This window comes from Roseiarcus sp. (assembly GCF_052145395.1).
In the GTDB taxonomy this organism is placed as follows: Bacteria; Pseudomonadota; Alphaproteobacteria; order Rhizobiales; family Beijerinckiaceae; genus Roseiarcus.
The window spans coordinates 1-14218 of sequence record NZ_JBKQOT010000303.1 but is presented as its reverse complement, the minus strand read 5'-3'; the positions used below and the strand labels follow the sequence as shown (position 1 = coordinate 14218).

Annotated in this window: 15 protein-coding genes and 1 pseudogene; 8 read left to right on the top strand and 8 right to left on the bottom strand. The window is 66.4% G+C overall.

The genetic code is table 11. The annotated features are described in order from the left end of the window. The coding region (gene tatC, locus ACLP25_RS10230; protein ID WP_442469085.1) for a twin-arginine translocase subunit TatC at positions 1 to 416 on the top strand (416 nt) is incomplete at its 5' end. An 8-nt stretch (positions 417 to 424) separates the two neighbouring features. Here the strand turns inward: tatC and ACLP25_RS10225 are convergent. Further along, complete coding sequence (locus tag ACLP25_RS10225) at positions 425 to 772, bottom strand: hypothetical protein (protein ID WP_442469084.1); 348 nt, start codon at positions 770 to 772, stop codon at positions 425 to 427. 152 nt (positions 773 to 924) lie between these two features. Between ACLP25_RS10225 and ACLP25_RS10220 the strand changes: the two genes are divergently transcribed. Next, a complete protein-coding gene (locus tag ACLP25_RS10220) occupies positions 925 to 1803 on the top strand; it encodes an EamA family transporter (protein ID WP_442469083.1) in 879 nt (292 codons plus the stop codon). A gap of 3 nt (positions 1804 to 1806) precedes the next feature. After that, the gene (serS, locus tag ACLP25_RS10215; RefSeq protein WP_442469082.1) at positions 1807 to 3357 is read left to right on the top strand and encodes a serine--tRNA ligase; all 1551 of its coding nucleotides are present in this window, start codon (positions 1807 to 1809) and stop codon (positions 3355 to 3357) included. 10 nt (positions 3358 to 3367) lie between these two features. Here the strand turns inward: serS and ACLP25_RS10210 are convergent, their stop codons facing one another. Then, the gene (locus ACLP25_RS10210) at positions 3368 to 5824 is read right to left on the bottom strand and encodes a hypothetical protein (protein ID WP_442469081.1); all 2457 of its coding nucleotides are present in this window, start codon (positions 5822 to 5824) and stop codon (positions 3368 to 3370) included. Positions 5825 to 5952: 128 nt separating this feature from the next. Here ACLP25_RS10210 and surE point away from each other — a divergent pair, with 128 nt between their 5' ends. From surE to ACLP25_RS10195, 3 genes are all read left to right on the top strand, one after another. Continuing rightward, positions 5953 to 6723, top strand: coding sequence for a 5'/3'-nucleotidase SurE (surE, locus tag ACLP25_RS10205; protein WP_442469080.1), 771 nt, complete (start codon positions 5953 to 5955; stop codon positions 6721 to 6723). Positions 6724 to 6753: 30 nt separating this feature from the next. Beyond that, positions 6754 to 7407: a protein-L-isoaspartate O-methyltransferase family protein gene (locus tag ACLP25_RS10200; RefSeq protein WP_442469079.1), complete on the top strand. Its 654-nt coding sequence runs from the start codon at positions 6754 to 6756 to the stop codon at positions 7405 to 7407. 157 nt (positions 7408 to 7564) lie between these two features. Continuing rightward, on the top strand, positions 7565 to 8821 hold the full coding sequence (locus ACLP25_RS10195; RefSeq protein ID WP_442469078.1) for a peptidoglycan DD-metalloendopeptidase family protein: 1257 nt from the start codon (positions 7565 to 7567) through the stop codon (positions 8819 to 8821). Positions 8822 to 9063: 242 nt separating this feature from the next. Here the strand turns inward: ACLP25_RS10195 and ACLP25_RS10190 are convergent, their stop codons facing one another. Further along, positions 9064 to 10452, bottom strand: coding sequence for a phthiocerol/phthiodiolone dimycocerosyl transferase family protein (locus ACLP25_RS10190; protein WP_442469077.1), 1389 nt, complete (start codon positions 10450 to 10452; stop codon positions 9064 to 9066). Positions 10453 to 10474: 22 nt separating this feature from the next. Here ACLP25_RS10190 and ACLP25_RS10185 point away from each other — a divergent pair, with 22 nt between their 5' ends. Beyond that, the gene (locus ACLP25_RS10185; protein ID WP_442469076.1) at positions 10475 to 11368 is read left to right on the top strand and encodes a DMT family transporter; all 894 of its coding nucleotides are present in this window, start codon (positions 10475 to 10477) and stop codon (positions 11366 to 11368) included. Between the two features lie 96 nt (positions 11369 to 11464). Here the strand turns inward: ACLP25_RS10185 and ACLP25_RS10180 are convergent, their stop codons facing one another. The 5 genes and pseudogenes from ACLP25_RS10180 to ACLP25_RS10160 all read right to left on the bottom strand — a co-directional run bounded on the left by ACLP25_RS10180 (position 11465) and on the right by ACLP25_RS10160 (position 13928). Beyond that, entirely contained in the window at positions 11465 to 11758 is a 294-nt protein-coding gene (locus tag ACLP25_RS10180; protein ID WP_442469075.1) for a hypothetical protein, read from the bottom strand. Positions 11759 to 11897: 139 nt separating this feature from the next. Continuing rightward, positions 11898 to 12107, bottom strand: coding sequence for a cold-shock protein (locus ACLP25_RS10175; RefSeq protein ID WP_442469074.1), 210 nt, complete (start codon positions 12105 to 12107; stop codon positions 11898 to 11900). 220 nt (positions 12108 to 12327) lie between these two features. Then, the gene (locus tag ACLP25_RS10170) at positions 12328 to 13227 is read right to left on the bottom strand and encodes an ATP-binding protein (RefSeq protein ID WP_442469087.1); all 900 of its coding nucleotides are present in this window, start codon (positions 13225 to 13227) and stop codon (positions 12328 to 12330) included. A gap of 123 nt (positions 13228 to 13350) precedes the next feature. After that, positions 13351 to 13743 (bottom strand): annotated as a pseudogene (locus tag ACLP25_RS10165) (GNAT family N-acetyltransferase); the annotation flags it as partial. A gap of 53 nt (positions 13744 to 13796) precedes the next feature. Next, complete coding sequence (locus ACLP25_RS10160) at positions 13797 to 13928, bottom strand: hypothetical protein (RefSeq protein WP_442469073.1); 132 nt, start codon at positions 13926 to 13928, stop codon at positions 13797 to 13799. A 147-nt stretch (positions 13929 to 14075) separates the two neighbouring features. Between ACLP25_RS10160 and ACLP25_RS10155 the strand changes: the two genes are divergently transcribed. Beyond that, on the top strand, positions 14076 to 14218 hold a 143-nt coding region (locus ACLP25_RS10155), incomplete at its 3' end, for a HesB/IscA family protein (protein ID WP_442469086.1).

The following is a 14218-nucleotide window of genomic DNA, read 5'->3' as shown; positions in this document are numbered from 1 at the left end:
GCGCGCTGCTCGTCTATTTCGTCGTCATGCCGCTGCTGATCCGCTTCTCGGTGTCGCTGCAGCAGGTCAACACGCCGGGCGAGGCGACGATCGAGCTTTTGCCGAAAGTCAGCGAATATCTTTCGCTGATCATGACACTGATCCTGGCCTTCGGGATCGCCTTTCAGCTTCCGGTCGTCCTCACGCTGCTCGGCCAGGTCGGGATCATCGACTCGGCGTGGCTGGTGAAGATGCGCCGCTACGCCATCGTGACGGTCGTCGGCATCGCGGCCATCCTGACCCCGCCCGACCTCATCAGCATGACCTCCCTCGCCCTGCCGATGCTCGCGCTCTACGAGGGCTCTGTCATTGCGGTTCGCTGGATGGAGAAGCGCCGGGCCGAGGCCGAGGCGCGCGGCTCGAACACAGGGACGTGACCCGCCGATCAGCCCGCGGTCATCGGCGGCAGGTTGCGATGCTGCTCGACCCGCCGCAGGCGCGCGTCGAGATCGCTGATCAGGACGCCGTGGCCGACGCCGCTCGTGTGGTAGTCGACGACAGCGCGGCGCAGGCCGACGATCTGTTCGGAAAGCTCCTTGCGCATCGTCAGGAGATCGGAGGCGACGTCGGCGCGGAGAGAATGTATCTCCGATTTCAGCTCGGACTTGGTCGCCATCTGGCTGAGCGACGTCGCCATTTCGCTGCGCAAAGCTTCGAGGTCGGCCTTTGTCGCCATCTCGGCGCGCATCTCGCACAGGATTCGGAGAATGAGGCTTTCCGGTTCTTCCGCCATAGTTCAATTCTAGCAGCTTCGCGGCGCTGGGTCAGCCGCGATTCCTGGAGCGCCCGCGTTGTTTGGCTGCTGGCCCGGCAATTTAACGCGATGGTTATGGTTGTCTTCAAGAAGCCCTGTCCTCGACGTCCGACCGATCAAGAGTCGGCCGCGTGACGCCGCGCGACATTTTGGCCGCGGTCAGCGTCGCGCTCGTCTGGGGCCTCACCTTCATCGCCATCAAGGTCGGCGTCGGCGAGACGTCGCCGCTGATGCTGTCGGCGCTCCGCTTCGTGTTCGCGAGCATCCCCGCGGTGTTCTTTGTCGCCCCGCCCAGGGCGCCCGCCTGGAAGGTCGCGCTCTACGGGCTTCTGATCGGCGTCGGACAGTTCGGGGTGCTGTTCATCGCCATTCGCCAGGGCTTTCCGGTCGGGCTGTCGTCGCTGGTCATCATGGCGCAGGTCTATTTTACGATTTTGCTCGCCTGGCTCATTCTCAGTGAGCGGCCGAAGCGGATGCAGCTTATCGGCGCGGGGGTCGCCTTCGCCGGGATGGGCGTGATCGGCTCGGAACGGCTCGCCGGCGCCAGCGTCGGTCCGTTCCTTCTGGTTGTGCTCGCCGCTTTCTTCTGGGGAGCGGGGAACGTCGTCGCAAAGACCGCCGGAAAGATCGACGCGCTCGCCTTAACGGTGTGGTCGAGCCTCGCCGCGCCCCTGCCGCTCATCGCGCTGTCGCTCGCCTTCGACGGGACGACGCCGCTTTACGGGCTCGCCCATCCGAGCTGGCGGCTCGCCGTCAGCGTCGCGGTCATCGCCTATGCCGGGACGATCTTCGGATTCGGCCTATGGGCGCGGCTGCTCGCCCATTATTCCGCGGCGACGGTCGCCCCGTTCGCGCTTCTGGTGCCGGTCGTCGGCATGGCGGCGGGCGTCCTCATTTTCGCTGAACCGCTGCGAGCGGTTGAGCTTTTCGGCGCGCTTCTGGTAATGGCGGGCCTCGCGCTCAACATATTCGGCGACCGGTTGCTGCGCAGCGTCTTCGGCTCCAGGTGATCCATGCACGATATCAAAGCGATCCGCGACAATCCGAAAGCCTTTGACGAGGGACTCGCGCGCCGAGGCCTCGCCCCCCGCGCCGAATCGCTGATCGCCCTCGACGAGAAGCGCCGCTCCGCCATCCTCGAATTGCAGCGCGCCCAGGAGCGCCGGAACGCCGCGTCGAAGGAGATCGGCGCGGCGATGGCGCGCAAGGACGTCGAGGCTGCCGACGATCTCAAGGCGGAGGTCGCGGGCCTGAAGGCGGCCATGCCGGAGCTCGAGGCGATCGAGCGGGAGGCGGGCGTCGCGCTCGAGACGGCGCTCGCCGAAATCCCGAACCTGCCGTTCGAGGACGTCACCGACGGCAAGGACGAGAACGACAATGTCGAGGTGCGCCGCTTTGGCGCGCCGCCCGCGCTTGGCGGGATCAACAAGCCGCGCGAGCACTTCGAGCTTGGCGAGGCGCTGGGGCTGATGGACTTCGAGATCGCGGCGAAACTGTCGGGGGCGCGGTTCGTCGTATTGAAGGGGGCGCTCGCCCGCCTCTCCCGGGCGCTCGAGCAGTTCATGCTCGACCTCCATACGACCGAGCACGGCTATACCGAGATCGAGCCGCCGGTGCTGGTGCGCGACGAGGCGATGTTCGGCACGGCGCAATTGCCGAAATTCGAGGAGGATCAGTATCCGGTCGGTGGGTACTTCGAGCAACCCTCTAAAATTAATGAAGATATAGTGCAAGAAAGAGTAAATGATCTAGCCAGACAATTTGGCGAGGAGCAAATATCCGAGAGAAGACTTATCGAAAAATTAAACGAGATGTATAATTCAGGCATCGGTGACTTCAGATTTGGATGGCGGATAACATTAGAGCTTCTGACGGCGGTATCAGCTGCCAAAGATAGTTTTTACTCAGTATTTCAAACGCTTTCTCAAAAGATCTTGGACAGAGAGAAAGAGCGCTTCTGGCTGATCCCCACCGCCGAGGTTCCTCTTACCAACCTCGTTCGCGAGAGCATTGTTGACGAGAAGGCGCTGCCGCTGCGCTTCACCGCGGGAACCTTATGCTTCCGCGCGGAAGCCGGCGCGGCGGGCAAGGACACCCGCGGCATGATCCGCCAGCACCAGTTCCGCAAGGTCGAGCTTGTCTCGATCACCACGCCCGATGAGGCGCGCGACGAGCACGAACGCATGACCCGATGCGCCGAGGAGGTCCTGAAGCGCCTCGGCCTGCATTTCCGCACCGTCGCGCTGTGCACGGGCGACATGGGCTTCGCGTCGCGAAAAACCTATGACCTCGAGGTATGGCTGCCGGGGCAGGGCCGATTTCGCGAGATTTCTTCCTGCTCGGTGTGCGGCGACTTTCAGGCGCGCCGCATGAACGCGCGCTGCAAAGCGGCGGACGCCAAGGCGACCCGCTTCGTGCACACGCTCAACGGCTCCGGCGTCGCGGTGGGGCGCGCGCTGATCGCGGTGATGGAGAACTATCAGGAGCCCGACGGCTCGATCGCCATCCCCGAAGTCCTGCGGCCTTACATGGGCGGGCGGGCGCGGATCGAAGCAAGGGACTGAAGGCGCGGTTCTACTTCAAGATGAGGTCGGCGAACGCCTTCGGCAGATCAGCGACGGCGGCGTAGGCGACGAAGCCGAGGGCGAACGCCTGGACGTAGTGGAGGCTAATCGCGCCGAACGTCACAGCTCCAGAATGGAAACGCCAGTAATAGACAACCGAGGCGATGAGAAGCGCCAAGGCGAACTGGGACGTCAGAAAGACGTCCGCCAGCCGCTCGGCGAGGCTCGCCGGCGAGGGCGCCACGACCACCGGCAATGCGCTCCTGCCCACATCGCTCCCTCTGATCGAGGCGGTCGCCGTCACGTTGAAAGTCTGGGCGAACGGGTAGATGTGCTCGACCGGCTCGTTGCGCAGCAGTTTTTGCGCGTCCGTCCGGAATTTCGCCGATCTATCGCCCCAGTCGACGGCGACGTCGACGCCTGGACCCCAGTTCGGATCCAGGCTGTCGAAGACGAAGAGAACGCGGTCCCCGGCGACCGCCTCTTTTAGCAAGGGACTGACCTTCAAGCTGATGTCCCGAGGCGCAATCGACAGTTGCTGGATCAGGGCGACCGCTGCAGCGTCGCCTGATCGGTTAGCCGCGTCGAGCCGCGCGTCCATCGGAATGCCGGCGTCCTCCAGCCCGCGCCGGAAGACGGCGCCGGACACGGCGATCGCCTGGCCATACTCGTCATTCAGCTTTCCGATGCAGTCCACATCGCCGCTCGGCTGCATCTGCAGATTGATCCGCGCCCTGTCCAGCGCGCTTTCCCATTCGGCGACCTCCGGCCTGCCGCTCTGCAGCTTGACGCTTTCGCCCATGAAAGCAATCTCCTGCAAGGTGCCCTTCCGGATCTCGTCGCAGTACGGCGCGACCGCTCGCGCGCTGGCGGCGGCGATATGTTTCGGCAGATAGTCGCGCCAATCTGCCTTCAGCGTCTCGTAAGCCTTTTTCACGCCCGCCTTGTCCTGGTGCGCGGCGGCGTCGATCCCGGCGGCGGCGGCCGCGTCCATCGTGGCGCGCGCCGCATCGTCCTCGATATGCGCCATAGCGCGGCGCCACACCGCGAACGCGGCGCCCATGCCTTTGAAGTAGTCCGAGTCGCTGAGCGAGGCCGGAGGACCCAGTTTCGTGAGCTCCGCAAACATCGGCTCCACGGACATCTCGTCGCCCGCGGCGTTCGCCGCCTCGTGCACCTTATCCAGTATGACCGCCGCTCGCGCGCGCAGGGATTCGGTGACCGCGTCTTCGATCAGCGCATGCGCATCCCGCAGGTTCTCGAGCGTCAATCCGGACGCGAGCTTGGCGTCGGCCGTGTCGAGACTCTCGATCAGCTTCGTCCGCTCCTCGGGGGGGATCGCCTGGTCGGCCGCGACTCGCCGGATCCGGGCGTCGGAGACGAGCATGGCCGTGTCCAGCAGGACATATCCCATCGCCAGAGCTTGCCGCCTCTCCAGCTCATCGGCCGCGCGCTGCATCCAGGATCGCGTCGCGAGCGCCGTATCCCGCGCCCGGCCCCCTTCGCCGGCCGCCAGCGCGAGCCGCACCCGCTCCACATGAGGCTCCAAGGTCGTGCGGGCCGCTCGCGCGTAAGCCGCGACCAGCTGGTCCTGCAAGCCTTCCGACATGGCCCGCAGACGTTCAGAGAAGGTCTGCGCCGCGGAGGCGCCGAAGGCAGGCGCCGCGGACAGCGCATTCAACCGGGTCTTGAACGCGTCCCATTCCTTCGCCAAGTCGTCGATCTCCAGCACGCCCGGCGACGCGTCCGACAGCGCCTTGCGCAGCTCGGCATGGGCTTCGCGCGCAGCGGCGAGGGCGGCCGTGGCGTCGGGGACCCTTCGATCCACGACGGAATATCCGCGGGGCGCCGCCAGCGACCTCAACGCGTCGTCGATGTTGCGATTGATTTCGGCGATCGCCTCGGCGTGACTCGCCGGAGGCGGATTGTGCGCCCAATCCGCACTGACGGCGGCCTTGAACAGCAAGGCCTGCCGCGTGGTTTCCTCAATGCCCCCTGCGCCCGTCAGGAGCTTGGCGACGCCGAGAAGCGACAGGCCCAAAAGCAGACAGAGCACGCCCCAGAACGCGCTCGCGGCGACGTCGACGCGCAGCGGCGTCGAGATCGGGTCCGCGCCTGCGGACTTGACGTCGAGATCGGCAAGGTAGCTTCCCGGACGCGCCGGCGCGGACCCTGTGACTGCGACCTCGATCGAATCGCCGGCCGGAACCGTGCGGGGAACGACCTCCGCCGCGAGCGAGCCGGCGTCCGCCGCCAGACCGGTTCGTTCGCTGATAAGCGGGGAGACGGTCGCGGAGGCGACCGCGAGCGCGTCCCGGTTCCGGTTCTTGACGACCGCCTTCGCCCGATCGAGCGTCACGGCGCCTTTCGCGAAGGGGCCCCAGATCGACCGCGCGGAAAGCCGTATGACGCCGTGAGCATCCTGGTCGGAAGTTTTTGTCTCGCTGCCCACGCGTAAAGAATACACGCATCCATCGTCGAAATCGATACGGTCATTCGAGACCGCGCCGGCTGTCTCGCCGCCGCGCGAATCGCCGCTCGGGTCTGGCGCCTCGCTGACCTCCGGCGTATAGCGCCTCGCGAAAGGGGTCCCCCATGCGAATCCTGCTCACCAACGACGACGGCATCCACGCTCCGGGCCTCGCGGTGCTCGAGACGATCGCCCAGGAGTTGTCCGACGACGTCTTCGTCGTGGCGCCGGAGAGCGACCAGTCCGGCGTCGCCCACTCGCTGTCGCTCAGCGATCCTCTGCGTCTGCGCGAGATCAGCCCTCGCCATTACGCGGTCAAGGGCACGCCGACCGACTGCGTCATCATGGGCGTCCGGATGATCATGGCCGACAAGCGTCCCGACCTCGTGCTGTCCGGGGTCAATCGCGGCCAGAACGTCGCCGAGGACGTGACCTATTCGGGCACGATCGCCGGCGCAATGGAGGGCGCGATGCTCGGCATCCCCGCGATCGCCCTGTCGCAGGCCTACGCCGGCGTGCATGGGCGCCCCTTGATTGAATGGGATTCGTCCGAGCGGCACGCCGTCCCGCTGATTCGAAAAATCCTCGCCGCCGGCATCGCGCCCGGGGGGCTCGTCAACGTCAATTTCCCGCCTTGCGCCGCCGACGAGGTCAAAGGAATCGCTTTCACCCGCCAGGGTCAGCGGAACGCCGAGCTGATGCGAGTCGAGCAGCGGCGCGACGGCCGCGGCTTTCCGTATTTCTGGCTCATGTTCCAGCGCGGCGAGATCCACATCGACGACGGCACGGACCTCGCCGCGCTGGCCGAGCAGAAGATTTCGGTGACGCCGCTCCGCCTCGATCTCACCGACGACGAATCCCGGCTAAGATTGGAGAAGGCGTTCGCGATTCGCTGACCCCCGCGGACCCTGCGGTGAGGATTTGTCTTGAGCGCCTCGGAGGCGGAAGAGCGCGCCCAGTTCACCCTGGCCATGCGCGCCAAGGGCGTAGACCTTGATCTTTTGCGCGCGCTGGAGCGGGTGCCGCGCGCGCTGTTCATGCCACAGCGATTCGCCGACATTTCGGGCCGCGACATCGCGCTGCCGATCGGATGCGGCCAGACCTCCCAGCCCCCCTCGGTCGTGGCCGCGATGATCGCGGCGCTAGACGTGCAGCCGACCGACGTGGTCTGCGAAATCGGAACAGGAACAGGCTATTGCACGGCTTTACTTGCGCAGTTTGCGAAGGAGGTCGTGTCGCTCGAGCGGTTCGAGACTCTGGCCGTCGAGGCCTCGGCGCGGGTCAGGGCGTTCGGCCTCGCCCATGTCGACGTTCGATGGGCGGACGGGTTCGAGGAGCATGCCTCCGGCCGCCAGTTCGACAAGGTTATCGCGCATGGCCTGATCATTCCGCCGGCGCGGGCGCTGATCGACCTGCTCCAGCCGCGCGGCGCCATGGTGGCGGGGCTCGCGGGGCCGGGCAGGGGCGAGCAGCGAATCGTCCGGCTGACGCTCGGCGCCGACGGGCCGGTTCATATGGCCGACTTCGGACGTTCGCGGGCCTTGAGGCCGCTGGAGCGCGGCCTTTCGCGCGCGCTGTGATCGTCGCGCCCTGGCCGTCGCCGCGGGAGAAACGACGGGCGCCCAAACCTTGGGCGTCGACTTCCCGGGTCACAAACGATTCATCTTAAACCTTCCCTTAACTCGAATGCTCCAAGGTGCTGTCGTTATCAGTCGCGTAACCTACAGGTACAGGCACATGAGTGATCGCGTTGCGTTTCTGGGGGGACGCGCCGTCCCGCGTCTTGCGCTGACTGGCCTTGCGCTAATCTCGCTTTCGGCATGTTCCGCGGACGTGACGCGGTTCGACAACAGCCCCTTCGCCAATCCGTTCAGTTCGCCGTCCGCCCAGGCGACGCCCCCGTCTGCGGCGCCCTCGGGGCACGTAGCGGCTGCGCCGCTCGCGCCGGCGAGCACCGTCGCGAGCGCCTCGCCGCCGGGTCCGGCCTCGCCTGCGCCTGCGCCAGTCGCGGCCGCCCAGCCGGTGCGCGGCTCATCCGCCGGATGGAGCCCGGTCGGCGGCACGCCGGTCGTGGTCGCCAAGGGCGAGACCCTCGATACGCTGTCGCGTCGCTACGGCGTGCCCTCTTCCGCCCTGCTCAGCGCAAACGGCCTTTCCAGCGCGGCCGAAGTCAAGGACGGGATGCGGATCGTCGTGCCGGTCTACAGCGCCGGGGGGCGCGCTGTGGCGTCCGCTCCTGCGGCCAAGGACAAAGAGGCCGAAGGCGCCAAGGCGAAGAAGCGCGCCGAGGACGTCGCCGAGGCCGACGACCGCGACACGCCCGCGAAGGCGAAGAAGGTCGCCGACAAGAAGGCCGAGGAGAAGAAGGCGAAGGCCGAGGACAAGGCGGCGGAAAAGACCAAGACCGCGAAGACGGAAGAGAAGACGGCGGAGGTCAAACCCGAGCCTGCCCCAAAGACCCAGCCGGCGACGGTCGCCAAGGCCGATTCCCCGAAGACCGACGTCCACAAGACGACGGCGTCCAAGAAGCCGGCGGTTGACGACACCCCGACCGGCCACGTCGATCCGAAAGCGGCGACGGCCAAGGAGTCCGTCACCTCCGCGCAGGCCGACGCGTCCGGATCGAGCCCGGAATTCCGCTGGCCCGCGCGCGGGCGCATCATCCAGGGCTTCAAGGCCGGCGGCAACGACGGTATCGACATCTCGGTTCCCCAGGGAACGTCGGTGCGCGCGGCCGAGAGCGGCGAAGTGGTCTACGCGGGCGATGGGCTCAAGGGCTACGGCAACCTGGTGCTGATCAAGCATCCCAACGGCTATGTGACCGCCTACGCCAACAACGAAGAGCTCGACGTGAAGAAGGGCGAGCAGGTCAAGCGCGGCCAGGTGATCGCCAAGTCCGGCGACACCGGCAACGTGAATTCGCCCCAGCTCCACTTCGAGCTGCGCAAGGGATCGACCCCGGTCGATCCGACCAGTTATCTCGCCGGCCTCTGACGGCGGGATCCGAGGTCCAGCCTCCAGCCTGGACGCTCAAGAGCCGACGGGGATCGCCGCGAGACACGTTGATCCCAGGGTGCGGCCAACTAGGCGGCGGGTCCCAAGAAAGGCCCGCCGCCTTTGATTACTTTGTCGGCCCAAACGAGGTTCCCAGCGCGAAGCGCCATTCCGGCATGGTTCTTGTCTGCGGGAAGCGCTCTGTCGGCGCTTGGCGGAAATGAATGGGGATGCGTGGCGTCTCAGGCCTGACTATCAGCCGGCAGTTCCGCCTCGACCTCCGCCAGAAACGCCTCGACGCGCCGACGGTCCGCAGTCCCGCCATAGAGGTTGGAGCTCAAAGTGATCTCGTCGCGATAGGCGGTCACCGCGAGCTGGAAATACGGCTTGTACTTGATCGAGCCGCAGAGGAAGGCGTCGCTCGGGCGAACTCCCGCGAACGACAGACGCGCCTCGTCGATGACCCCGATATTCGTCATGCAAACAAGGGGATTTTCGAGGCGCCGCCGCAGGATGCGGTTGGCCCGGGCGTCGCCGCAATGCCGGAACAGCAAGTCGAGCTTGAAGAAGGCGTTGACGCCGATGGCGCCGCCCTTCTTGGTGTCCATCGTCGCCTTGACGCGCGCGAGGGTCGCGTCGAACGGTTCGTCGGGGCGACGTTCGAGCGAGGTCATGGCCGTCGACGACAGATTGGTCAGCAAGGCGAAAGGGGCGCCCGGTTCGAGATACCGGCGCATGTCGACCATGATGGGGATCGCGAGCCGCTCCTCCGGCGGAACGTCGAGCGCGCGGAATAGGCAGAGATAGAAGGCCGCCAGAATCTCGTCGTTGAGTGTCGCGCCATGGCGCCGCGCATGGGCCCGGACGGCGCTCGTCCGCTCACGGGCGACCCGCCGCCTCGCGATGAAGGGGACGTCGCCTCCGCTTGGCTCCATCGGGAACTCACGGGCGCCAGCGCGGTTGTTGTCTCCTTGCTCGAAGAGAAGCGCCCTGATCCGAGAGGCGAGCGAGAAGCGCGTGACCACCTGCGAAAGACCGCGGTCGCCGTCGACCCGGGGCGGGACATAGGCGGGATCGGCGGCAAGGCGCGAATAGGTTTCGCACAGGAAATAGAGATAGGCTTTGAAGCCGGCGCCGTCGCAGATCATATGGTTCAGGGTGATCGCCGCTGCCGGGGGATCCGCTTCGAGCCAACACAGACGAACCTGCGGGCTGCGCGCCTCGTCGGCGCGACGCACGAGAAACGCCTCCAACGCATCCGGGGTCGCAGCCGTCTCGAAGGCGGCGGCCGATTCTTGCGGTTCGAGGCGTTCCCAGAACGGCCGCGGCTCCGCGACATAGCGCGCGCCAAGGATCGGAATCGCCGCGATCGTCGCGGCGAGCGCCTTCCGCAGAAGGCCGGCATCCGGCGCCGAGCGGCTTTCGAAACTGAGAAGGCAGTGGAGTTGATGGTCGTTGAAGCCGTTGAGGTCGAACAGCCGTTGAACCTGATCGAAGATCTCGGCCTTGAACGAAGGCTCGCGCATGTCGCTGAGTATATTCGAGCGCAGGCCGGCGAGATAGATTTGTCCGGCCGCGAGTGAGGACGACGCGGACCCGTGGGTCGCGACAAGTCCCGGCGCCTTTGCCATCCCGGCATCCAGAGGACGGACCATGCAGACCAAGCCCCTCGACGCCTTCGCCGCCTCGCTCACGTTTCTGCTCTGCGTCGTCTGGGGCTTCAACCAGGTCGTGGTGAAGCTCGCGCTCGCGGACGTCGGACCGATCGCCCAGACGGGGATCCGGTCGGCGATCGGCCTCGTCTGCGTCGTCGCCTACGCGCTCGTCGCAAAACGCCGCATTTTCCGCATCGACGGGACCGAGGCGGCCGGCGCGCTCGCCGGCGCGCTGTTCACCGCCGAGTTCATCGCGCTCTACGAATCGCTGCGCTGGACCACGGCGTCGCGCGCCACCGTCTTCATCTACGCCGCGCCGTTCTTCGTCGCGCTCGGCGCGGTCTTCCTGCTCAAGAACGAGCGCCTGAGACGCGTCCAATGGGCCGGCCTCGTCCTTGCCTTCGTCGGGGTCGCGCTTGCCATGATCGGGCGGACGCCCGGCGGCGGTCTCCTCGGCGACGCGCTGGCGCTCCTCGCCGCGGCGCTCTGGGGCGCGACGACCCTCGTCATCAAGGCGACGCCCCTCCGGCGCGCGGACCCGATCAAGGTTTTACTCTACCAGATCGCCGTCGCGGCGCTCGTTGCGCCGTTCGCCGCCGTCGCCTTCGGCGAGCCGTCGCCCACACACGCATCCGCGACCACGCTCGCCGCGCTTCTCTGGCAGGGGATCGCGGTCGTCGGGGTGAGCTATTCGCTCTGGTTCTGGGTCCTGAAACACTATTCCGCGCCGCAGCTGTCCGCCTTCACCTTCGTCTCGCCGCTCGTCGGCGTGTTCGCGGGTTGGCGGGTGTTCGAAGATGCGATCACCCCGGCGTTCGCCGTCGCGATCGCTCTGGTCGTCGCGGGCCTGACGCTGGTCACCCGGCCTCGACGCGCTGGCGCTCAGAACTGAACGACGGGCTTAAGCGCGCAATCTATACGCCGACGACGGGTTCTGCGCCTCCCGTCCGACAGAGCTTTCTTGTTGCGGTCGCATGGGCGCGCGACATCAGCGCGGCCGAGCGGGCCGGACCGCGTTCAGCCGGCGAATGGGGTCGGCGTCCAGCCACTGCGCCATGCGCGCCTCGGGCTCCGGGGACGGCGAATCGACGGCGACGATTTCATATTCCTTGGCGCTTCGTTCGAAGAGCTCCGATTTGCTCTTGATGCGATACGTCCGGGACTGGCCGTCTTCCTCCGGCAGCACGCGCACCACTTCGAAAAGGCCGCTCGGCTTCGAGATCGGCGCGACTCTCGAATCGAATTCGACGATTTGCCCGATCGCATATTTATGGCGAGTCATGAACTTCCGCCTCAAGAGATGAAGATGTGAAAAAGGGTCAGGAGTCACCTGACCCTTCGATTCACTGGACGTGGGGCGCATATCTCCTGGCGCCTGCGCCTCCCCGATCGCCGCCAATCACTGCGATCTCCGGCCTCGTTCAGACCGCTTCGAGCTTGTCCGCGGAGACCTTGCCCGTGCGCTGGTCCTTGACCAGTTCGAACTTGATCTTCTGCCCGTCACGCAGGGTGCTCATGCCCGCCCGCTCGATAGCGGTGACATGGACGAAGGCGTCCTTGCCGCCGTCATCCGGTTGAATGAAGCCAAAGCCCTTTTCGGGATTGTACCACTTGACTGTGCCAGTAGGCATGACGCCCTCCTGAATGCGAGTGTGACGACGAGACTTCGCGACGCGAAATCCTCGTCAGAGTTCGATCTTTGGGGGAAGAGCGTCGCACCGAGCCGTTTGGAGGCTCAGGCAAAGAAAGTCCGGCCGAATTTCGAATGCGCGCTTTTTACGCACATGATTGCGCCTTTTCAAGGGCGATTGCCGTTGGGGCCCCACAGCGACGCCCGTGCCGTTGCGCGCGTCAAGTGGCCGCGACGAGCGGTTTGCCCAGCCTTCCCGCCAGGTCCTGCGTGAACTGCCATGCCGTCCGCCCCGAGCGGGAGCCGCGCGTCGTCGCCCATTCGAGCGCATCGCGCTCGATCGTCTCGGCCGGCGCGTCGAGCCCGTAGTGCTTCGCGTAGCCATGGACCATGGCGAGATAATCGTCCTGGCTGCAATGGTGGAAGCCGAGCCACAGCCCGAAGCGGTCGGAGAGCGACACCTTCTCCTCGACCGCCTCACCCGGATTGATGGCGCTCGACCGCTCGTTCTCCATCATCTCGCGCGACAGCAGGTGGCGGCGATTCGACGTGGCGTAGAAGAGGACGTTGGCGGGGCGGCCCTCGACGCCGCCTTCGAGCGCGGCCTTCAGTGACTTGTACGAGGCGTCGCCGGCGTCGAATGACAGGTCGTCGCAGAAGACGATGAAGCGATAGGGCGACTCGCGCAGCATGCTCATCAGCGCCGGCAGGCCCTCGATGTCCTCGCGATGGATCTCGACCAGCTTGAGTTTTCCGTCGACGCCCGGCCGGCGGTTGATGGCCGCCTGAGCCGCCTTGACCAGCGACGACTTGCCCATGCCGCGCGCGCCCCAGAGGAGCGCGTTGTTGGCCGGCAGGCCGCGGGCGAAGCGTTCGGTGTTCTCGACCAGGAGGTCGCGCACCCGGTCGACGCCGCGCAGGAGCGAGATGTCGACGCGATTGACCTTGGCGACCGGCGCGAGCGTCCCCTTCTCGGCGCGCCAGACAAAGGCCTCCGCGGCGTCGAAGTCGGGCTTGCCCGGCGCAGCGGGCGCGAGGCGCTCGAGCGCCTCGGCAATGCGGCGGAGGAGGGGGTCGGAAGAGTCGGACGCGGGCGGAGACATTGGGGAGTCCTCGTGCATCGTTTCCAGGGATCGACAGTCTTCTTCGAGAACGCGCCGGTCTGCTTCGACCCCCATGATGCGCTTGCGCATTCTGACGGACGCCATTCGCGTCCCGCAGCTCAGGACGTGCTCGCCGCTATCGCAGGCCTCGTAGCCGTTCGCCCGGTAGAACCGCTCCGCCGTCAGCGACGAATCGGCCTCAAGCGTCGCGAGCCCCTGATCGCGCGCCGCGCGCTCGATTTCGCAAAGGATCGCCGATCCGACGCCCTTGCGGCTCGCGGACGGCGCGACGTAGCAGGCCCTAAGTTCGTGGTTTCGGGCGACCATGCCGCCGATTCCGATGATCTCGCCGTCCGCTTCGGCGACCAGTCGATACTCGCGATCGGCGTTCGCGCGAACGATGTCGATGTGCTTCGCGGTGATCGGCAGCGGCGCCCACGCGTCGATCACCTCTCGCGGATAGTCGCTCGATGCGAGCCCACGCACGGCCTGGCGATGGACTTCCAGAAACGCCCGTGCGTCTTCGGCGCGCATCGGTCGAATCGATACGGAAGGAGAGCCATTCAGGCCCAATGCCCTTTCCCGCCTCACGACCAGCTGTAGGCGAACATCCCCATGACGACGAGCACGAGAACCGCGGTAAGGACGTAGTGCTTCGCCGTCCACGGGTGCATGGTCGGGGCGTTGTCGGGATCGTCGCGATAGTGTCGGCGGCTCATGGGCCGGCTCTAGCATGAAGCGCGGCGCGCCGGAACCCGCCGGGCGCTGTCCTGGCGCTCGGTTCGCCCGCCCTCGCAAACCGACCGACTCGATGCTATATCTCGGGAACGGCGCCGGGCCTTGCCCCCGGTTGACGGAGAGAAACGATGGCGTCCAGACTCCTGCGACGGCAGGTGAGGACTTTGACCGATGCGGCCGCGGCGCGCGTGCGCGAGTTGACCGAAGCGGCAGGGCGGCCGATCGCGGGCTTGAGGGTCGGCGTAAAGAACGGCGGCTGCGCCGGCATGTC

Bases quoted from the DNA above. Each gene is read 5' to 3' on its own strand.
- ACLP25_RS10225 (WP_442469084.1), bottom strand. From the start codon at position 772: ATGGCGGAAGAACCGGAAAGCCTCATTCTCCGAATCCTGTGCGAGATG.
- serS (WP_442469082.1), top strand. From the start codon at position 1,807: ATGCACGATATCAAAGCGATCCGCGACAATCCGAAAGCCTTTGACGAG.
- surE (WP_442469080.1), top strand. From the start codon at position 5,953: ATGCGAATCCTGCTCACCAACGACGACGGCATCCACGCTCCGGGCCTC.
- ACLP25_RS10195 (WP_442469078.1), top strand. From the start codon at position 7,565: ATGAGTGATCGCGTTGCGTTTCTGGGGGGACGCGCCGTCCCGCGTCTT.
- ACLP25_RS10190 (WP_442469077.1), bottom strand. From the start codon at position 10,452: ATGGCAAAGGCGCCGGGACTTGTCGCGACCCACGGGTCCGCGTCGTCC.
- ACLP25_RS10185 (WP_442469076.1), top strand. From the start codon at position 10,475: ATGCAGACCAAGCCCCTCGACGCCTTCGCCGCCTCGCTCACGTTTCTG.
- ACLP25_RS10180 (WP_442469075.1), bottom strand. From the start codon at position 11,758: ATGACTCGCCATAAATATGCGATCGGGCAAATCGTCGAATTCGATTCG.
- ACLP25_RS10175 (WP_442469074.1), bottom strand. From the start codon at position 12,107: ATGCCTACTGGCACAGTCAAGTGGTACAATCCCGAAAAGGGCTTTGGC.
- ACLP25_RS10170 (WP_442469087.1), bottom strand. From the start codon at position 13,227: ATGCACGAGGACTCCCCAATGTCTCCGCCCGCGTCCGACTCTTCCGAC.
- ACLP25_RS10160 (WP_442469073.1), bottom strand. From the start codon at position 13,928: ATGAGCCGCCGACACTATCGCGACGATCCCGACAACGCCCCGACCATG.